Below are 18,453 nucleotides of genomic sequence, written 5' to 3'. Positions count from 1 at the left end.
GAGGGGACCATGCGGATTCGTTACCGTCTGATTCTGGGGGGCGCCGGCGTGCTCGCCGGGGCCCTGAGCGCCGTGGCGCTGTGGCCCGTGCCCGTCCCCGAGCCCCTGCCAGTCACGGTGCTCGCCGAGCCGAGGGTGGCGCCTCCGCCCACGCCGCCTCCCATGGCTCGCCAGGCGGTAGCGCCCCTGCGCGACGAGCCCCAGGTCACCGTGGCGCGGATGGCGCCGGAGCGACCGGAGCCGGAGGTCTCCATGCCTCCGCCCCAGGACAACGACGACATCGAGCCCGAGGCGCCACAGACGGTTCAGTGGGAGATTGAGAAGACGGCGCGCCTGGCGGCGCTGGTGGAGCGAGACGTGGTTCGGCTGGCGCGCGAGCGCGAGGACGCCCTGGCACAGGGCGATGTCCAGCGGGGCGAGCAGCTTGACGCGCTCCTCCAGCGCAACCTGGGACAGTTGCGCGAACTGCATGAGGAGATTCGCAAGCGGGTCGCGATGGTGAATGGCGTCTCCCCCACGGATTGAGGCGGGCCATACCGGCCGCGCGGAGGCCCGTCTCCGGCTCCGAAGGGGCCTCGGGCCCTGCGCCGTCAACGCACGCGTGGCGGCGGGGCTGCGGAGGCCGCGGAGCGCCGCCCTCCCCGCGAGGCCGGACGCCGAGTCGTCACGGGCGGCGCCGGGTTCGGGTCGAGGTGGGCGGGCGGCGTCACCCCAGCGCGCGGCTCGGAGGCGCTGAGCGACGGAGTCGACGCCAGGGGCGAACCCTCCGCGGCGTTCCGTCCATGGGCTGGACGCGCGACCGGCAGAGCGGCACGAGAAGCGACAGCAGGCGCTGCGCGAGTGCCAGGTCGGCAGGAAGGAGGCGCGACAGCAGCGGTCGGGCGGGCTCACCAGGCTCCGGGTCCAACTGTTCGACGGGCCCCTCCGCACCCGTGACGCGCCGACCTCCGTGCCTACGCCACGCGCGGGCTACCGCGTCTCATTCCTCGTGGGTCGGGGGCCAGCCCGGTGGATGCTGTTCGGAAATGTCGGGGGTTTTGTGCGGCGCGAATGTCCCGACATTTCCGAACAGCAAGCTCCCACGGTGCGCCCAGGCCCTCGGGGCGCCGCGCCTCACGGCGCAGCTCAACAGGGCTGAGCGATGGCGTCGCCGCGGTGGGCGGCCCCTCCGGCTGCATCGCACGGAGCAATGGCCGACAGGGCGGGCGTGATGCCCTGGTGTAGCCCGGCGCGGGTGCGCAGCCGCCCCTTGCCAGGCTGCGATGAAGCGCTCGCGCGGTGAGGGACTGGGCATGGCCGGCAGTCCCTCCTCCCTCGACGGCCTCCGCCTGCGCGCTTCATCCGCGCGCCGCGCTCAGGTGCGGATGCGGGTCTTCCGCGCGCCCGTGCGTTTGTAGACCTTGCCCGCCTTCAGCGGGGTGGTGTCGCCCCGGCCCGTGGTCTTCTTGGGCCGTCCTTCCTTGCGGTAGGCCGCCGCGGCCGCGGACGGCAGCGTCTTCCGCCGCGAGGTGCTGCTCTGGCCCGGCTCCGGCTCTGGCAGCTTGCGGCTCTTCGCGGTGAGGCCCGTTCCCGGGGCATGGCGCGGGCTGACGTTGCGGTCCGCGAAGGCTTGTTTGCCCAGGGCCCGCCTGCCGCTCTTCTTCGCCCGGTGCGCGCTGTCCGTGCCGGCGCGGTGCACGTCCGTGGGCTTGAGCTCCAGCGTCGTTCCCTGCCGCTTCGCGCGCTTCACGCGCTCCGTCTGACTCTTCTCTGGCATGCATCCTCCCAGCGACACAGGTAGGAATGCTGGCAGGCCGATGCCAGGGAGCGGCGGGGCAGACGGGCACCGGTGCCCCAGGTCCTCCCTGGGGTGGCATTCCCGGACGGTTGCGAGGGAAGGGCCCCCGGTGCTCCGATGCCGGCACCATGCGCGACCGCGGCCCTGCCACGTTCCTGGCCGATGTGTTCACCCCGTTGGAGGTGGGCGAGTACCGCATCGTCTGTCCGGGCTGTGGGCATGCCGTCCCCGTGGAGGCCGAAGCGCGTTGCGTGAAGTGCGGCGCGGGCCTGGAGGCGGCCCTGAGCGCAGCGCGTGGGCCGCCGCCGCCGTTGCCACCGCGCCGCCTGACGCGGGCGCAGCGCGCGGCCGTGTTGTGTCCCCAGCGGCGCAAGCCCTACGTCTGGGGCACGTTGGCGCTCTGCGCGGGGCTGATGATGCTCCCGGTGGCGCTGGCCTTCGTGTGGCCCTTGCTGTTGCAGTCCCTCCTCTTCATGGGGATGGGGGTGTTGTTCCGGCGCACGAGCTGGCCGGTGGCGTTGCGGCGTGCGCAGCGGCGCCGGTTGAAGGCCCTGGTCTGGGGGCTGCCCGCCACGGCTGAAATCACGCGGGTGGAGCGTCAAACGGTGCCTTCGCTCCATGCTGGAGCGGTGGTGCGGCTCGACTACGCCTTCACGGTGCATGGTCAGCGCATCGAGGGGAGCATGCCTTCGCCGCACGCGGCGGACCTGTTGCGCCGCCCGGGCGAGCGGGTGTGGGCCGTCTACGTGGCGGAGGACCCGGGCTCCAACGCGCTGTGGCCACCGGGGCCTTGAATGAGCACGGCCCCTGTCCGGGAGGTGCCGGGCAGGGGCCGCGTCACGAAGCGAGGCTGCTATCCGCCGTGAAGGGGCAGGCGCTTCTTGGGCCCACCGGTGTGCTTCACGTTCATCTCACTGGGGGTCTTCTTGCGGCCCTTGAGCGTCGTCGCGCGGCGCCGATGGCTCTTGGGCTCATGCGCCTCGGCGGCGGGGCCCAGCGTCACGCGCTCCAGCGTCTTCTGCCGCCGCAGCGCGGCCGCGTCATCCCGGGCCAGCGTCTTGCGTCCCTTGCTGGCCTGCACGCTCGGCTGGGCTCCGTGTGCGTCGACCCGCCGCCTGTTCTTGATGCCTGCCACTTTCGTCCGAACGGCCATGTTGCCTCCCTCCGGGTGAGGTAAGGACGGCGCCCCGGCTTTTCCATCCCCCTCCGGGGGACAGCGGAGGTCATTGCTTCCCTGCTCGCCGGGAGGAAGAGATGCCGCGCCCTGTCTCCCCGTCACGCACGGAGGACGCCGTCATTCTTTCCTTGTCCAATACCCCCCAGGGGTATACATCCGCCCAGGCAGGATACTCCCACCCAGTATGCCGTCACCGCCATGCCCCACTCGCCGGAAGAGAAGAAGAAGGCGCTGCTTCGCGTCCGCCGTATCCGCGGCCAGACAGAAGCCCTGGAGCGTGCGTTGGAGGCGGGGGCCGAATGCGGCACGGTCCTCCAGCAGCTCGCCGCCATCCGAGGCGCCATCAACGGGCTGATGTCCGAGGTGTTGGAGTCACACATCCGGGAGGAGTTCGGCCCGGCGTCCGACGAGGACCCACGCCATGCCCGGCGGGTGCGGGACATGACGGCGCTGGTGCGCACCTATCTCAAGTGAGCGGGAGTCCCTGCTTTCATCCCCTAGCCCCAGGAGCATCCTCATGAAGTCCCGTGCCGCTGTCGCCTTTGAAGCCGGAAAGCCCTTGAGCATCGTCGAGCTCGACGTCGCGCCTCCGCGGAAGGGCGAGGTCCTGGTCCGCATCACCCACACGGGCGTCTGTCACACCGACGCCTTCACCCTCTCCGGGGAGGACCCGGAAGGGCTCTTCCCCGTGGTGCTCGGCCACGAGGGGGCCGGCATCGTGGAGGCGGTGGGCGAGGGCGTGACGTCCGTCAAGCCGGGCGACCACGTCATCCCGCTCTACACGGCGGAGTGCGGCCAGTGTCTGTTCTGCAAGTCAGGAAAGACGAACCTGTGCGTGGCGGTGCGTGCCACCCAGGGCAAGGGTGTGATGCCGGACGGCACCACGCGCTTCTCGTACAACGGCCAGCCCGTCTACCACTACATGGGGTGCTCCACCTTCAGCGAGTACACCGTGGTGGCGGAGGTGTCGCTGGCGCGCATCAACCCGAACGCCAACCCCGAGCAGGTCTGCCTGCTGGGCTGCGGCGTGACGACGGGCCTGGGCGCGGTGAAGAACACGGCCCGCGTGCAGGAAGGGGACTCGGTGGCGGTGTTCGGTCTGGGCGGCATCGGCCTGGCGGTCATCCAGGGCGCCCAGATGGCGAAGGCCGGCCGCATCATCGCCATCGACACGAACCCCGCCAAGTTCGAGCTGGCGAAGGCCTTTGGCGCCACCGACTTCGTCAACCCCAAGGAGCATGAGCGCCCCATCCAGCAGGTCATCGTGGAGATGACGGGCTGGGGCGTGGACCACTCCTTCGAGTGCATCGGCAACGTGGGCGTGATGCGCGCCGCGCTCGAGTGCGCGCACCGGGGCTGGGGCCAGTCCATCATCATCGGCGTGGCCGGCGCGGGGCAGGAGATCTCCACCCGTCCGTTCCAGCTCGTCACGGGCCGGACCTGGAAGGGCACCGCCTTTGGTGGCGTGAAGGGCCGCTCGGAGCTCCCCGGCATGGTGGAGGACGCGATGTCCGGGAAGATTCAGCTCGCGCCGTTCGTGACGCACACGCGTCCGCTGACCGACATCAACGAGGCCTTCGACCTGATGCACGAGGGCAAGTCCATCCGCACCGTGGTCCGGTACTGAGCATGGAACGCATCGAACACCACGCGAGTTTTGGCGGCCGGCAGGAGGTGTGGAAGCACACCTCCGCCGCGCTGGGCGGCGAGACGCGGTTCGGCATCTACCTGCCGGAGGCCGCGCTGCGCGGCGAGCGCTGCCCGGTGCTCTACTGGCTCTCCGGCCTGACCTGCACCGAGCAGAACTTCATCACCAAGGCGGGCGCGCAGGAGCACGCGGCGCGCCACGGCTTCATCGTCGTCGCGCCGGACACCAGCCCTCGCGGCGACGCGGTGGCCAATGACGCCGCCTACGACTTGGGGCAGGGGGCGGGCTTCTATCTGGACGCCACGCAGGCCCCCTGGGCGCCGCACTTCCGCATGCAGGAGTACGTGGCCCGGGAGCTCCCCGCGCTGGTGGAGCAGCACTTCCCGGCCACGGACGCGCGAGGCCTCTTCGGCCATTCCATGGGCGGCCACGGCGCGCTCGTCACCGCCCTGCGCCACCCGGGCCGCTACCGCAGCGTGTCCGCCTTCTCCCCCATCGTGGCCCCCTCACAGGTGCCGTGGGGCCAGAAGGCCTTCGCCGCCTACCTGGGCGACGACCGGGGCGCGTGGGCGGCCTGGGACGCCGTGGAGCTGGTGAAGACGGCGAAGGAGCGCCTGCCGCTCCTGGTGGACCAGGGCGAGGCCGACGAGTTCCTCGCCACCCAGTTGCGCCCGGAGTTGCTGGCCGCCGCTTGCGAGGCCGTGGGCCACCCGCTCACGCTGCGGCGGCACGCGGGGTACGACCACAGCTACTACTTCATCGCCACGTTCCTCGCGGACCACTTCGCCCACCACGCCAAGGCCCTGGGCGGTTGACGGTCCTCCCGGGTGCAGGTCAGCCCCGACGTCGCATGGGTCGGGGCTGGCCGCGTCTCAGCGGGACTGCGTCGACGAGCCCTTGCCACGCCGGGGCGGGCGGGTGCTGGTGGTGCTCTCCGGCGGGAAGAGCCAGCCGTCGGTGCCGCTCGGGGCGGTGTTGTGGGTGCGCGACGTCTCCGAGGGCTCCAGGTGCAGGCCCCGGCAGCCGCGGCACCAGGACTGGGGCCGGCGCTCGCCGCGCATGATGCGGTAGCCGAAGTCCTGCGCCGTGGGGCCCTTGTGGCCGCAGCGGGGGCAGGTGCTCAGGTACGTGACGCCCGTCTCCTTCGCCTTCTGCTTGCCATGCTCCACCACCAGCGCCAGCGCCGCGGCGAAGCCCACCCGCCGCTCCGAGGCGACGTGGAAGCGCCGGGCGCGCTTGCGGCCCTTGCCGCCCAGCACCGGCACCAGGTCCATGCCCCCAAGCAGGTTGCGCTGCTCGAGGACGCGCGTCGAAGAGCTGTTCGTGGTCGAGTGGCTCACAGGAGCAACTCATACCGGGGCGGTCTGACATGCCCCGTGGAGGGGGATGCCTGCCTGCCCTCTCCTCGGAGGGGCACTGAACGAAAGTTCAATGAGTCCGAGGATTTACGCATCCACCCCTATTGGTAGGACGCGGACAGCGCAGAGAGGCCCACACGCCGCCGCGTCCCCCGGGCCGGCGGCTACTCCCCGCCGTCCGCGCCGGACGCGCCGCCAGCGCCGGCCTCGTTGGCGCCGAAGACGGGCGTGCCGCCGGGCAGGCTGGGGTCATGCGGGAGGCTGCCGCGCGGGCTGCGCAGGTAGACGAAGGGCGTGGCGAACAGGAAGTTGGACACGCGCGACGTGTAGATGTCCGCGTAGCGCTCCACCTGCCGGGCCAGGTGGCTCTTGTCGTTGCCCGCGCGCGTGAGCAGGCCCCAGATGGGGTTGGACAGCTCGGTGGCCGCGCGCGCCAGGGGGCCCAGCTCCGCGTCCAGGGCCTCCAGCTCGGTGCGCAGCGTGGCCTGCCGGGCCACCAGCTCCGCCTCCGTCGGCGCCTCCGTGCGCGGGCCGTACTGGAAGCGCCGCCGCTGCAGCTCCAGGCGAATCTGGCGGCTCTCCGCCTCCAGCCGCTCCTTCACCACCATGCGCTCGGCCAGCCGGGCCTCGGTGGCGCGGAACGAGGCGATGGAGCGCACCTCGTCCTCCAGCTCGCGCAGGATGAGCGCCGTGCGCCAGCGCAGCACGTTCTTCGTCACGTGGACGTCGCCGAACATGTGGTCGCCCACGTAGAGAATCTGGTCGCCGCTCATGCCCAGGTGGCGCTCCAGCTCCACCGCGCTGCCGCCGAAGTACGGCGTGCCGGGCTTGAAGGGCCCGGAGTGCGGCCGCAGCAGCGCCTCGCCGCTGGACTCCACCACCTCGAAGAGCGACGAGCGCGTGGTGAAGAACTCCGGCTTGCGCGCGGAGACAATCACCACGTCGAAGAGCTGCCGCCACGTCATGCCCTCCGGCAGGTGCCGGTCGAAGGCGAAGTGCATCATGGGCTCGGTGTAGGCCCACTCGCTGTTGGTGATGAGCAGCAGCTTCTTGCCGGCGTTGCGCTGGTCCAGCAGCGCCAGCGGCGTCTCCGGGTCGTCGATGACGTAGCGCTCCGGGTCGGCGATGATTTCCGCCTTCAGCTTCCCCTGCATGTGCGTGGCGTCCAGGTTCTTCCGCACGTGCTCGTAGAGGTCCGAGTAGCCCATGGGCCCCGGGAGCTGGCCGGCGTCCAGCCGGTCCACGAGCTGCGCGTAGATGCACGCCTCCGACAGCGAGAAGAGCGTGTTGAGGAACACCCAGCGCCGCTCGTGCAGGTCGATGATGGTGCGCGCGTACTCGTCGCGCTGGGCCTCGAAGCTCATGGCCTGCGTGCCGTGCAGCGCCTTCTTCACGAAGCCGAAGCGGTTGGCCTTGAGGAGGTTGCCCTTCTCCGTGTCGATGATGAGGCCGCGCATCGACAGCTCGGGGTCGAAGGACAGGTCCGCCACCGGCCAGCCCTGCTCCACCAGCCTGTCCCGGATGTGCTCGTAGGCGCGGCGCTCCCACGCCTCCACGTGGTAGTGGATGAGCGTGTAATCCATGTCGTAACCCACCGCCTTGATGGCGCGCAGGTTGAGGGTGCGGTTGCAGAACAGTCCGCGCTCGGGCGGGGGACCAGGAATGAACGGGCTCATGGCCCCCCTGGCTTGCCCCGGAGCGCGCGAAAAGTCACTGCTTTCGTCAGGGCCCGTCCGCTGGACGGCACAAGTCCAGCGGCGCCCCGGGCCGGCTCAGCCCTGCTTCGCCAGCGCCGCGTCAATGGCCGACAGCAGGCGCGGGTCGTCCGCGGCCACGTCCGGCGCGAAGCGGGCGGCGACGCGGCCGTCCCGTCCAATGAGGAACTTCTCGAAGTTCCACTGCACCTCCGGCACGGGGTTGGCGGTGATGCCGTAGCCCTGGAGCCGGCTGCGCATGGGGCCTTCTCCCACGGCGTCCGGGATGGCGCCCGTCAGCGCGTGGTAGAGCGGGTGCTTGTCCGCGCCCACCACCGAAATCTTGGAGAACAGCGGGAACTTCACGTCGTAGGTCAGCGTGCAGAACTGCTTGATCTCCTCTTCGCTGCCCGGCTCCTGACCCATGAAGTCGTTGGCGGGAAAGCCCAGCACCTCGAGGCCCTCGGCGCGCTTGCGCTCGTAGAGCTTCTCCAGGCCTTCGTACTGCGGCGTCAGGCCGCACTTGGAGGCCACGTTGACCACCAGCAGCACCTTGCCCTTGAACTGGCCCAGCGTCTGAGGGGCACCGTCAATGGACTTGAGAGGGATGTCGTAGAGGTTCTGGTTCATGCCGGGGAGGATACAAAATCCAGAAATGAAGACTATCCATGGGCCGACAAGAGGTAGGTTCCGCCGCCTCTTTCAAACCTTTCCTCTCTGGAGGTCTGCCCATGACGTGGACGATTCGCAGCCTGCTCCTTGGTGTCTTCCTGCTGTCCGGCTGCAAGCACACGGGCGGCGGCGACGTCACCCCCACCCCGACGCAGCCGCAGGCCTGTGACGCGCAGCAGGCGCAAATCTCCCGCGAGGCGGACGCGCGCGCCGCGCCGTGGAGCGTGGAGCAGCACCTGGCGCAGAACTTCCCCAGCAAGAAGGTGTCGTGGCTGATGACGGACGCCGCGTACCAGAACTTCGTGGTGAAGCCGAACGCGCGGAACTTTGGCCGCTGCAATGACAGCGGCTGCTACCTGTTCGCGGCGCCGTCGGAGAAGATCCAGGCGGCCGTGGAGCAGTCCATGGTGAACGGCGCGCATGACCCGGCGGTGATTGGCCAGGCGCTGGGGCTGCCGGCGAAGAACTTCGAGGGCCCGCTGCGGATGATGACGCTGGACCTGGCGGCCTCCGGCGTGTGCGTGCGCCTGCCCGTGGACAGCGACCCGGGCGTGTGGCCGTGCACCAGCGAGGAGGACAAGGACTGCTTCAAGTTCGGCGGCTACACCTCCGGCGGCGTGCCGGAGCTGATGGTCATCGACGCGCCCGTCTCGCAGGCGGTGGTGACGGAGATTCCGTGAGCGAGGAGCAGGTCCTCATCCAGAGTCCGTTGATGTACCGGCTGGCGCGCTCGGCGGAGGGGACGCTCTTCCTTGACGTGGTGGTGGGCGGCATCGCCCAGTTCACGGTGCGGGTGGTCCTCACCGCGCAGGAAGCCGAGGCCTACGCGCGGCTGGGCCGCCCCTACGCGGACCGCCTGGCGATGGACGTCATGGCCAGCCCGGCGTTCGGTGGGCGGGCCGTCCGCGTGCCGTAGGCCTGCCGCCCCGGGCCACCTGGGAAGGTGGCTCGGGGGCGGTGCGGGCGGGGGCCCGTTGGGCTTTCGTGAATGCGCCGCCGGGCCCGGGTGTCGGATGCTGACGCGCCGTCACATCCGGCCCGAGCCGCGAAGGAAGCCTGCATGAAGATGCTGTGGAGTGGGGCCGCCCTGGCCACCTGTGCGTTGACGCTCGCCGCCGGGACTGCCCGCGCGGAAGAGGCGTGGAAGACGGTGGCGGAGAAGCCCTACGTGGTGAAGGTCCGCTCCCGCCCGGGCTCCGGGGCCAAGGACGTCTGGGCGGAGGGCGAGCTGGCCGCGAGCGCCGCGGACGTGCAGGCCGTGCTGCGGGACGTGGCGTCCTACCGGCACTGGATGCCGTACGTGAAGGAGTCCCGCATCCTCAAGGACCTGCCGGACGAGGGCCAGCTCACGTACACCCGGCTGGACCTGCCGGTGGTGTCCGCGCGTGACTACATCTGCAACGTGGTGCTGGAGTCCAAGCTGGCGGAGGACGGCTCGGGTGTGTTCGCGCAGCGGTGGCGCGCGGAGCCGGACGCCATCCCCCAGCGGCGCAGGACGGTGCGCATCCGGCTCAACGAAGGGAGCTGGCGCGTGGAGCCCCGGGGCGAGGGGAAGTCCCACGCGGTGTACCGCTTCACGGTGGACCCGGCCGGCTCCATCCCCGGCTTCCTGGCGCGCATGGGCCAGAAGGACGCGGTGGAGGACACCTTCCGCGCGGTGGAGAAGCGCGCCCGGGCGCGGGCCGAATCGCGCGCGCGGGCGGAGTGACGCGGGACACGCCGCAACCCATGCAGGGCGCCGCCCGGGGAGCGCAAGGCTTGCGCGCTTCCTGGGCCGTGGTGCCTTGAACCGCAAGGCACGCTTCCTGAAAGCATTATCTCCCCACGGGGCCGCCGGTCCGCGGTGGCTGCCGTGGGAGATGAACATGGAGCTGTTGGCTCGGGAGGCCCAGGAAGCCTTGCGGCAACGCAGCCACCGGCTGCGCGCCCGGGCCTCCTCGGGGGTGGAGGGCCTGTCCTTCACCCAGGCGGAGGAGCAGGAGCTGCGGGACATCGAGGACGCGCTGGCGCGCATCGCCCACGGGGAGTTCGGCCGGTGCGCGCGGTGTGGCGGCGCCATGGGCCGGCACCGGCTGCGCGCCGTCCCGGAGGCCCGGCACTGCCTGACGTGCGCCGCCCTGGCGCGCTGAAGGCCCGGCCACCTGCCGGGCGGGCGGCGTCACCTGGCGGGCAATCGCGCGGGCCGCCTCGGGAAAGAAGCCGTGCACGGGTGCGTGTCTAGAGGTATAGACACGCCCGTCATGTGTCCCATGGTGAAGACCGAAGACCTGATTGACGCTCAGGCGGTGGCCGGGTTGCTGCGCCTGCGCCACGCCAACAGCGTCAGCACCTACCTGCGCCGCTATCCCGACATGCCCCGGCCCGTCCTGGACCTGGGCACGGGGCGGCCCCGGCTTTGGCTTCGTCCCCAGGTGGTGCGCTGGATGCGCGCCCGCAAGTCCGAGCAACTCCACGCAGAAGGTGAGTCATGACTACCGCCGCTCCTCCTCGTACCCCGCCCGCCGTGCTTCCGGGCCCCAATGACGCCTGCTGGTGTGGCAGCGGCACCAAGTACAAGAAGTGCCACCGCGGCGCGGACGCCGCCGAGGCGCGCAAGAAGGGGCCGGACGCCGGCGCTCGCAAGGGCATCCGTCCGGGCGTCATCAGCCCCCGCCGCGAGGTGCCCCTTCACATCCCCCGGCCTGACTACGCGCTGACGGGCCGGCCGTCGCGCAAGGACCCGGGCTCGGACATCAAGACGCCGGACGTCATCGCCCGCATGCGCAAGGCGTGCAAGGCCGCCGCCGAGGTGCTCCAGGAGGTGTCCTCGCACGTGCGTCCGGGCATCACCACGGACGAGCTGGATGCGATTACCCACGAGGCCTACATCAAGCGCGGCGGCTACCCGAGCACGCTGAACTACCACCGCTATCCGAAGTCGCTCTGCACCTCCGTCAACGAGGTCATCTGCCACGGCATCCCGGACAGCCGGCCGCTGGAGGATGGCGACATCGTCAACCTGGACGTCACCATCTTCCTGGATGGCGTGCACGGTGACTGCTCGGCGACGCTCTTCGTGGGCAACGTGGACGAGGAGAGCCAGCGCCTGGTGCGGGTGACGCGCGAGTGCCTGGAGTTGGGCATCGCCGCGGTGAAGCCGGGCCGGCCCATCAGCGACATCGGCCGCGCCATCGAGACGCATGCCACGCAGAACGGCATGAGCGTGGTGCGCGCGTACTGTGGCCACGGCATCGGCGAGACGTTCCACACCGCGCTCCAGATTCCGCACTACTACGAGCCGGAGGCCGACACCGTCATCCAGCCCGGCATGATCTTCACCGTCGAGCCGATGATCAACCTGGGCGGCTGGGGTCACCGCACCTGGGATGACGAGTGGACCGCCGTCACCGCCGACGGCAGCCGCAGCGCCCAGTTCGAGCACACCCTGCTCGTCACCGAGCAGGGCGCGGAAATCCTCACCGTGGCGTGAGCCCGTGGACGCGCGCGGCCGGGAGGCTTCCGGCCGCGCGCTCCGGGGTCATCCTCGAGAGTCAGGCTGGTAGCGCGCCAGGAAGACCTTGAAGTGGAGTGAGATGAAGAGGGTGCGGGGCTCCACCAGGTTCGCGCGCGCGAACATGTCGAACAGCGCGGCGTCGGACGGGATGGGCTTCAGCGTGGGGAGCATCTGGCGCCGCCGCTCCAGCGCCTCCGCGGAGACGCCCAGGGCCTTCAGCCGGTGGAACTCGATGTCCGTCAGCACGGGGTCGATGCCGACGCGGCACCCCAGGACGAGCGGCGCCCCCGGCTTGAGGCGCCGTGTCACCTCCCGCAGCAGCTCCAGTCGCGCCTCCTCTCCCTCGACGTGGTGGAGGACGCCCATGAGCTGCGCGCCGTCGAACGGGGCGCTGGCGGGCAGGGTGCGCAGCTCGCCGTGGTGCAGGTGGGTGCGCGAGAGGAGCCCTTCGTCCTCCAGCCGCTTGCGGGCGACGGCGAGCATGGGCTCCGAGGGCTCCACGCCCGTGAAGCGCCAGCCCGGCACGCCGAAGCGGTTGTAGGGCACCAGCTCCGCGCCCGTGCCCACGCCCACGAACAGCAGTGACGCCGCGTCCTGCCCGTCGAGCCGGGCCGTGAGGGCGCTGGTGCCGAGCTCGTAGATGGCCGGCGCGCCCGCGAGGTTGAGGGAGGCCTGGGCGTCGTAGTGGGGCGCGCGGTCGGCGCCAAAGCCCACCGGGACGTGGTGGTGGGCGGAGTGTTCATGCGTCATGACGGGACCTCGGGTGGAAGCAGATGGAGCCCAAGGATGCGCCGTGGCCCTGGCGCGCGGCAGAGCGGGGATTCAGGTGAAATCGGCGCAAGAGCCCGCCAGGCCGCCCGCTCCTCGATTGTCAGGCCCCTCCGTATCGTCGACTATTGAAGCGTTTCTCCCAGGCACTGACACATATGCCCACGCTCATCCGCCGGCTCTTCACCGCGCTCAACCAGGAGCGAAGCAAGTCCGGCTTCGTTCCCCTCTCGGATGACCTGGCGCCAGGCGTCAGTGACATCGCCTTCCGGCTGACCGGGGATGAGGTCCTGGCCATCCAGAACGCCCGGGTGGAGCTGCCCTACCTGCAGCTCTCCCGGATGAAGTTGAGCAGCATGTCCCAGCCCAAGCGCGTCTCCGGCAGGTACGTGAAGCAGCAGCGCAAGATGCTGGGGTCGGTCGCCATCGTGCTGGGGGCGCTCAGCCCCGACAGTCACCCGGACGCGGACTTCGAGCCCCTGCTCCCGCTGCTCGCGAAGGAGGATGTCCGGGCAGACGGCCTTCGCGTCCGCTTGCGCTCCAAGGGGGTGAAGGAGGGCGTCGTCCTCGACCGCTCGTTCTACAGCAAGTTGACGAGCTTGATGACGGTGCGCGGGCAACTGCGGAACGGTGATGAGGTGCAGGCGTCCTTCTGGCCGGAGAAGGGCGAGCTGCAGCACCTCATCACCGTGCGCTCACGCCAGACCTTCGACTCGATGGTGCTCCAGGAGGCCTATCACACGGGGCTCGGCCACCTTCATTTCGGCAAGCCCCTCATCATCCACGCCTCTTCGAGCTTTCCGGCCAGCACCGGGACCATGGGCATCAACAGCGGCTCCTGGGTCTATTTCCCTTTCAGCTTCGGACCGAACCTGTCGCGCGCGGTGCGGCACGGCACGCCGTTGGTGCTCCAGGGGCAGTTGCACGGGAGGCACGCCGTCCGGCTCACGTCGCCTTCCTTCACGCTCGCGTTTCCGGACATCACCCTGCGCGACCTCCACCTGGAGGTGCGGGTCGCTCCCAATGAGGAGGGGGCCCGCGAGGCGGAGGCCCGTCTGCTGGGCAGCTACGCGCACGCGCAGTTCCTGGGCACGCGCTACGACGACGCGGTGCCGCTCTGGTCCGACCTTCCTCCAGACCCGGGTGTCCTCTGCTGGAATTCGGGGTGGCCCCCCGCGCTCGATGAGAAGGATGACTTCACGGGGGCCGCCAGCCAGTGGCCGCCCATTGGCGTGGACAGCCTGCCCGTCCTGTTCGGGGGACTGCGGCCCACGCAGCGCATCCCCAGGCTGAAGCCCGTGCTGGACGCGGCGGTGAACCTCCGGCTCGCGGAGTTGCACGTCGGCATCGACCTGCCGACCCAGGCGGTGAGTGATGTGGTGGTGACGCTCTTCTCGGAGGGGCTCGAGGTGCAGGCGCCGCCCATCCTGCTGAGCCCCGTCGTCTTCCGGTTCGTCGTCGGCCAGCCCCATGACCCGGCGGCGCGGTTCCTGAAAGTCACCACCGTCGCCCGGACCACGCTGGACGGGGTCGCGTTCGAGGGAGGCTTCCGCGCGCCCCGCTGCGAGCTGCGGCTGACGCCTGTCTCCGAGTCCGTCTCCCTGGAGGACTGCGTCCAGGCGCTGAGGCTCCACGGGCACGAGTCCTTCGGGTGGCGGGAGCCTCCCTCGGGGTTCTCGCTCAACGTGGATGTCTACGAGGGGACCTGGAAGTTCATCGCCAGCAACGACGTGGGGCAGCAGTTCGTCTGGTCGTCATCTTGAGCCGCCGTCCCCGGCACCCGGAGTCCGCCTGAAATGCCCGTGCGCATCCTGAGCTGGAACATCTTCAACTTCGCCAAATCCCTCTGGAGCAAGGCCGAGGAGACGACCCGGGTCCTGGAGCTGCTTCATCCGGCCGGGAACGACCCCGCCTACGACGTGTTCGTCATCATCGAGCCCGTCTGCAAGCGCGCGCCCGTGGGGGATGTGGCGGAAGGCTCGGGGCCGGATGGCGCGGTCCAACTGCTCGCCAAGCTGCGGGCACGCCACAACGGCCGCTTCTGGCGCGCCATCACCCCCCTCTGCATCTACGCCAAGCAGCGGAAGGGGAAGGGCGAGGCTGTCTGCGTGCTCTACAACTCGCGCACCGTGGCCTTCGTGGGACCGGACACGCGGGTGCCAGGGGGCGATGAATGGGAGACCCTCACCGCCCGAGAGGGCACGCTCCATTGGGTGGACCAGACCACCCTCCCGCACTCGTTGGTGGAGGGCGAGCTCCACCAGGGACGAGGCGCGGTGGCTTCCTTTGGCATCGACCCCAAGTCCTCCTGCATCGAGCCCGCCACGCCGCACCTCTACTGGATGGACCACCGCGCGCAAGGCCTCTCCCGGTGCGACCTCGACGGGGCCAACGTCACGCAGGTGCTCTCCTGCCTGTCGGCGAGGAGTCCGTCCCAGTGCGTCCCGGCCCCGGGGGTGGGCGAGGTGTACTGGGTCGACGCGAGCACGCACGCCATCTGGTCGACCGCGGCTCCGTCGGGCGCCTCCACCTTGCGTGTGGCCGGTGCCGCGGCCGGCCAGCCCGTGGACCTGCGCGTGGCCGGCGGACAGCTCTTCTGGATTGAGGGGGCCAGCGGGAGCATCCGGAGGGCGGACCTGGACGGTCAGAACGTCACGGACGTGGTGTCCGCCATGGGGGCAGGAGGGCCCAGGGACCTCACGGTCATCGGCGGCAACCTGGCCTGGGTGGCCACCGCGACGCAGTCCATCCGCGCCCTGGATACCGTCAGCATGACCGTTCAGGACCTGGTGCTGACGGCGGTGGCGGGGACCCCGCGCTCGCTGGGGGCGCACCTGCACATGCTCTACTGGGTGGACGGCGCGAGCGGCGAGATTCGCGGCTACGACGTGAGCAGCAGCACCGCGGCGACGGTCGTCGCGACCGCGGGGGGGCCCGCCGGACTGCTCGTGGCGCCCAGCGGCCTCTACTGGGACGACGGCAACGACATCCATCGCGCGAACCTGGATGGGAGCCATCCTGGAAGCATCATCGCGGTGGGCGGCGCGCCTCGGGGACTGCACGAGGGCAATGGGGTGCTCTACTGGGTCAACCCGGCCAACGACATCTACCGGGCGAACCCGGATGGAACGGGCCAGGCGCTGTGTGTCGCGGCCGCTGACGCGGGCCAGCCCCGGTGGCTTGGGACGGACAACGCCCGGCTCTACTGGGTGGATGCGGGGACGGCGCGCACGGTGCGGCACGCGAACCTGGACGGGAGCCACCCGGACGCGCTGCCCGCGATAGGCGGCGCCGTGTGCGCGCACTCCACGAACGGGCTGTTCTGGGTGGACGGCATGACGGGCGCCATCTGGAGCTCCGCGCTCGATGGCACCGGCGCCACCCTTCGCGTGAGCGCGGCCGATGCGGGAGCGCCCGTCGCGCTCGCGGTTTCAGACACCGACCTCTACTGGGCGGACGCTTCGCGCCAGGAGCTTCGAGCCGCGCCGCTCGCGACCTACGTGGCGGCCACGTGCGTGGCCAGTGCCGACGCGGGGCAGCCCACGAGCCTCGCCGTCTCCAACCGCTCCGACAAGCTCTATTGGGTCGACGGCGCCACCCACACCATCCGTCAGGCGGAGCTCGATGGCTCGACTCCCGAAGACTTCGTTGAGGCCGCCGCGGCGGGACAGCCGACCTGCCTCACGGTGGGCCATGACCATGACTTCGTGAGCTGGGTCGACTCCGCCAGCAATGAGCTGCGCTGGACTCCGACCGGGGATGGTGATGCCGTGCAGGTCCTGGTCGCGGGTGCGCAGGCGGGCATGCCCGGTCCGCACCGCGTGGCGCCTGGTGACAGCTACGACCCCCAGCTGCTGACGAATGTCCTGGGCGGTGCCTTGAACTGGCGCATCCTCAATGAGCGCGAGAGCTGTCCCTTCCTCGTCCAGTTCAAGGACCTCTCCAGCGGGCACCTGTTCAATCTGGTGGCGCAGCACGCGCCCTCGCCCACGTACGGCGGCACGAATCTCAACCGCAAGGCGCGCGATGGCGTGAGCGAGCTGCTCACCCAGGACGTGTTCGATGGGACCGACCCCGTGACCCGGATTGTCTATGTGGGCGACCTGAATCTGTGTGGCGTGCCCAACCCCACCACCGCTCCCGAGTGCACCAATGACGACGCGGATGGTCATTCGCTCGACCGTGGCGTCCTCCAGAGCTTCACGAACGCTCCGGTCAGCATGACGCTCGTCCAGTCCGCCGTCCGCTCGAGCCTCAAGAAGGGGCGGGCGGTCTGGGACCAATACCGGGAGCACGCCTACGACAACATCATCGCCAAGGGGCACGTGGCGGCTGCCAATGCCCACGTCATCGACCTGGTGGCAGGCGTCCTGGCGGACTACCGCTTTACGAAGGGCTTGGGTCCTACGGATCCAATCGCCGATAACGTCTTCAACTCCAAGTCCATCTTCTTGAAGATCCGGCTCGGGAAGACCAGCGGCATCAGCGACCACCTCCCGGTGACGGCGGACTTCACCTACTGACCGCGGTCTCGCTCATCGAGGTTGGGCGGGGAGAACTCGAAGCGCGTCAGCGAGAGCGGGGCCTGGTCGCCTGGCGGGGGCGAGGACGCGGGCGCCTGTTCGGAGGGCGCGCGGACCAGGGTGAGGTCATAGCGGGTGGGCGCGCCCTCGTCGTCGTAGTGGACCTCGGTTTCGACGTTCCACGGGCCCGCTCCCAGCTCCCGGTTCTCGAAGTGGGCACGACCCTGGTCGTCCAGGGTCCCCGTCAACGTGCCGAGCCCCGGGGCGGTGAGCGTGTAGGGCATGCCCGCGGCGGGGCTGCCCTCCGGGTCCGTCAGGCTCAGGTCGAGCCAGGGGGACTCACAGGGGAGAATGGCGGACTCGACCTCCTGGACCTCCAGCTCCGTGTCGAGCGCGGACTCCATGCGCGTGAAGGACTCCTCCGGGTCATCCCTGGGGGGAGGACTGCCGCGGGGAGGCGCCGGCGAGAAGGGGTTGGCCACCGGCCCGCGCCGCGCCAGGTCATCGAGGAGGCTCATGGCTCGACGCCTTGCAGATGTTCGAGGACGCGGGAGGACAGCCTCGCCACCCGGTCGGAGGGATGGAGCGAGGCGTTCTCCAGGAGGGGGACGACCCAGTCGAGCCGGGGCGCTGGCGTGAAGTCGTCATCGAGCGCCATGGCCGCGTTGACCACCCTGAGCACGTCCGTCCGGGCGTGGATGCCGTGGCGCCGGGCGAGCGCGACGGCGGCCTGGATGCGTGTCCGGAGCCGCTCGGGGCCCAGCGCCTGGGCCGAGTGCGGCCAGAATTCGCGCACCCGCTCCGCGAAGGCCTCCAGGAGCCCTGTTTCGGCTGCCCCCTGGAAGGCATGCATCTGCGAGGGTCGGATGACCAGCATGCCGGCAAGGTACTACCGCGGTGTGCACCGGTCGAGGCACGGCGGGCCGGAGGTGCCCATCGACAGCCCACTCCACGAGATGACCGACGGGAGCGCCTCGCTACCGGACCGGCGCTCCGTGCCCTGGCGGTGGCGGGGTGCAGGGCGACGGCGCGGGCGCGCGCTCCATCAGGCAGAAGCGCGAGGGCCTCAGCGCCTGCACCACCACGTGCCCCGGGCGCTTCAGGCGCAGCGTGTCGCCAGGGTGCAGCACGTAGTCCCGCTCGTCCCCCTCGCAGGTGAGCCACAGCAGGCCCGCGCGGCAGGTCAGCGTCAGGGGATGACCGCTCCGGGTGTGCTGACTCCAGAGACCGCCCTGGGCCAGGTGAACCGGGCCCACGCTCCGCGCGGGCGCCGCCTCGAACCGCAGCCCGTTCACCACCGTCCTCATCCAGTCCCACATCGCCGCGTCCTCCACTCCAGGGCG

At 70.5% G+C, this 18,453-nt stretch carries 22 protein-coding genes; 13 read left to right on the top strand and 9 right to left on the bottom strand.

Annotated elements, in window-relative coordinates; genetic code table 11:
- The first annotated feature begins 9 nt into the window (after positions 1–9).
- Positions 10–525 (top strand): hypothetical protein, encoded by a 516-nt coding sequence (locus MYMAC_RS34305; RefSeq protein ID WP_095961127.1) that lies wholly within the window; start codon positions 10–12, stop codon positions 523–525.
- Positions 526–1,354: 829 nt separating this feature from the next.
- Here MYMAC_RS34305 and MYMAC_RS34300 read toward each other — a convergent pair.
- Positions 1,355–1,756: a hypothetical protein gene (locus tag MYMAC_RS34300; protein WP_013937253.1), complete on the bottom strand. Its 402-nt coding sequence runs from the start codon at positions 1,754–1,756 to the stop codon at positions 1,355–1,357.
- Positions 1,757–1,905: 149 nt separating this feature from the next.
- Here MYMAC_RS34300 and MYMAC_RS34295 point away from each other — a divergent pair, with 149 nt between their 5' ends.
- Positions 1,906–2,571 carry a hypothetical protein gene (locus MYMAC_RS34295; RefSeq protein WP_239989192.1) on the top strand — a complete coding sequence of 222 codons (666 nt, stop codon included), beginning with the start codon at positions 1,906–1,908 and terminating at the stop codon, positions 2,569–2,571.
- Positions 2,572–2,630: 59 nt separating this feature from the next.
- Here the strand turns inward: MYMAC_RS34295 and MYMAC_RS34290 are convergent, their stop codons facing one another.
- Positions 2,631–2,858: a hypothetical protein gene (locus tag MYMAC_RS34290; protein WP_013937255.1), complete on the bottom strand. Its 228-nt coding sequence runs from the start codon at positions 2,856–2,858 to the stop codon at positions 2,631–2,633.
- A 294-nt stretch (positions 2,859–3,152) separates the two neighbouring features.
- Between MYMAC_RS34290 and frmR the strand changes: the two genes are divergently transcribed.
- The 3 genes from frmR to fghA are packed head-to-tail and all read left to right on the top strand — an operon-like array spanning position 3,153 to position 5,417.
- Positions 3,153–3,428, top strand: a complete 276-nt coding sequence (frmR, locus tag MYMAC_RS34285) for a formaldehyde-responsive transcriptional repressor FrmR (RefSeq protein WP_095961125.1) — start codon at positions 3,153–3,155, stop codon at positions 3,426–3,428.
- A 43-nt stretch (positions 3,429–3,471) separates the two neighbouring features.
- On the top strand, positions 3,472–4,581 hold the full coding sequence (locus MYMAC_RS34280) for an S-(hydroxymethyl)glutathione dehydrogenase/class III alcohol dehydrogenase (protein WP_095961124.1): 1,110 nt from the start codon (positions 3,472–3,474) through the stop codon (positions 4,579–4,581).
- A gap of 2 nt (positions 4,582–4,583) precedes the next feature.
- The gene (gene fghA / locus MYMAC_RS34275) at positions 4,584–5,417 is read left to right on the top strand and encodes an S-formylglutathione hydrolase (protein WP_095961123.1); all 834 of its coding nucleotides are present in this window, start codon (positions 4,584–4,586) and stop codon (positions 5,415–5,417) included.
- Between the two features lie 57 nt (positions 5,418–5,474).
- Here fghA and MYMAC_RS34270 read toward each other — a convergent pair whose 3' ends face one another.
- The 3 genes from MYMAC_RS34270 to MYMAC_RS34260 all read right to left on the bottom strand — a co-directional run bounded on the left by MYMAC_RS34270 (position 5,475) and on the right by MYMAC_RS34260 (position 8,284).
- Entirely contained in the window at positions 5,475–5,942 is a 468-nt protein-coding gene (locus MYMAC_RS34270; RefSeq protein WP_013937259.1) for a hypothetical protein, read from the bottom strand.
- A 182-nt stretch (positions 5,943–6,124) separates the two neighbouring features.
- Complete coding sequence (locus tag MYMAC_RS34265) at positions 6,125–7,636, bottom strand: HAD-IG family 5'-nucleotidase (RefSeq protein WP_095961122.1); 1,512 nt, start codon at positions 7,634–7,636, stop codon at positions 6,125–6,127.
- A 96-nt stretch (positions 7,637–7,732) separates the two neighbouring features.
- A complete protein-coding gene (locus tag MYMAC_RS34260; RefSeq protein WP_013937261.1) occupies positions 7,733–8,284 on the bottom strand; it encodes a glutathione peroxidase in 552 nt (183 codons plus the stop codon).
- A 101-nt stretch (positions 8,285–8,385) separates the two neighbouring features.
- Here MYMAC_RS34260 and MYMAC_RS34255 point away from each other — a divergent pair, with 101 nt between their 5' ends.
- The 6 genes from MYMAC_RS34255 to map all read left to right on the top strand — a co-directional run bounded on the left by MYMAC_RS34255 (position 8,386) and on the right by map (position 11,795).
- Entirely contained in the window at positions 8,386–9,006 is a 621-nt protein-coding gene (locus MYMAC_RS34255) for a hypothetical protein (RefSeq protein ID WP_095961121.1), read from the top strand.
- Positions 9,003–9,242 (top strand): hypothetical protein, encoded by a 240-nt coding sequence (locus MYMAC_RS34250; RefSeq protein ID WP_013937263.1) that lies wholly within the window; start codon positions 9,003–9,005, stop codon positions 9,240–9,242. The genes MYMAC_RS34255 and MYMAC_RS34250 overlap by 4 nt, the downstream gene beginning before the upstream one ends.
- Before the next feature lie 144 nt (positions 9,243–9,386).
- Positions 9,387–10,034 carry an START domain-containing protein gene (locus tag MYMAC_RS34245; RefSeq protein ID WP_239989191.1) on the top strand — a complete coding sequence of 216 codons (648 nt, stop codon included), beginning with the start codon at positions 9,387–9,389 and terminating at the stop codon, positions 10,032–10,034.
- A gap of 157 nt (positions 10,035–10,191) precedes the next feature.
- Positions 10,192–10,455, top strand: a complete 264-nt coding sequence (locus tag MYMAC_RS34240; RefSeq protein ID WP_095961119.1) for a TraR/DksA family transcriptional regulator — start codon at positions 10,192–10,194, stop codon at positions 10,453–10,455.
- A gap of 120 nt (positions 10,456–10,575) precedes the next feature.
- Positions 10,576–10,797, top strand: a complete 222-nt coding sequence (locus tag MYMAC_RS34235) for a hypothetical protein (protein WP_013937266.1) — start codon at positions 10,576–10,578, stop codon at positions 10,795–10,797.
- Entirely contained in the window at positions 10,794–11,795 is a 1,002-nt protein-coding gene (gene map / locus MYMAC_RS34230; protein ID WP_095961118.1) for a type I methionyl aminopeptidase, read from the top strand. Before MYMAC_RS34235 ends, map begins: the two co-directional genes overlap by 4 nt.
- Before the next feature lie 48 nt (positions 11,796–11,843).
- On the opposite strand, the gene MYMAC_RS34225 is transcribed toward map, so the two are convergent.
- Complete coding sequence (locus MYMAC_RS34225; RefSeq protein ID WP_095961117.1) at positions 11,844–12,569, bottom strand: class I SAM-dependent methyltransferase; 726 nt, start codon at positions 12,567–12,569, stop codon at positions 11,844–11,846.
- A 176-nt stretch (positions 12,570–12,745) separates the two neighbouring features.
- Here MYMAC_RS34225 and MYMAC_RS34220 point away from each other — a divergent pair, with 176 nt between their 5' ends.
- The gene (locus tag MYMAC_RS34220) at positions 12,746–14,350 is read left to right on the top strand and encodes a hypothetical protein (protein WP_095961116.1); all 1,605 of its coding nucleotides are present in this window, start codon (positions 12,746–12,748) and stop codon (positions 14,348–14,350) included.
- A gap of 33 nt (positions 14,351–14,383) precedes the next feature.
- Entirely contained in the window at positions 14,384–17,110 is a 2,727-nt protein-coding gene (locus tag MYMAC_RS34215) for a hypothetical protein (protein ID WP_095961115.1), read from the top strand.
- Here the strand turns inward: MYMAC_RS34215 and MYMAC_RS34210 are convergent.
- The 3 genes from MYMAC_RS34210 to MYMAC_RS34200 all read right to left on the bottom strand — a co-directional run bounded on the left by MYMAC_RS34210 (position 17,104) and on the right by MYMAC_RS34200 (position 18,429).
- The gene (locus tag MYMAC_RS34210; protein WP_095961114.1) at positions 17,104–17,628 is read right to left on the bottom strand and encodes a hypothetical protein; all 525 of its coding nucleotides are present in this window, start codon (positions 17,626–17,628) and stop codon (positions 17,104–17,106) included. The two genes, MYMAC_RS34215 and MYMAC_RS34210, sit on opposite strands and share 7 nt — an antisense overlap.
- Positions 17,625–17,987: a hypothetical protein gene (locus tag MYMAC_RS34205; protein ID WP_095961113.1), complete on the bottom strand. Its 363-nt coding sequence runs from the start codon at positions 17,985–17,987 to the stop codon at positions 17,625–17,627. Before MYMAC_RS34205 ends, MYMAC_RS34210 begins: the two co-directional genes overlap by 4 nt.
- A gap of 100 nt (positions 17,988–18,087) precedes the next feature.
- Positions 18,088–18,429 carry a DUF2917 domain-containing protein gene (locus MYMAC_RS34200; RefSeq protein ID WP_095961112.1) on the bottom strand — a complete coding sequence of 114 codons (342 nt, stop codon included), beginning with the start codon at positions 18,427–18,429 and terminating at the stop codon, positions 18,088–18,090.
- Positions 18,430–18,453: the final 24 nt, after the last annotated feature.

It is taken from the genome of Corallococcus macrosporus DSM 14697 (genome assembly GCF_002305895.1).
In the GTDB taxonomy this organism is placed as follows: domain Bacteria; phylum Myxococcota; class Myxococcia; order Myxococcales; family Myxococcaceae; genus Myxococcus; species Myxococcus macrosporus.
The sequence above is the reverse complement of the archived record's forward strand: the minus strand, read 5'-3'. Positions and strand labels throughout refer to the sequence as shown.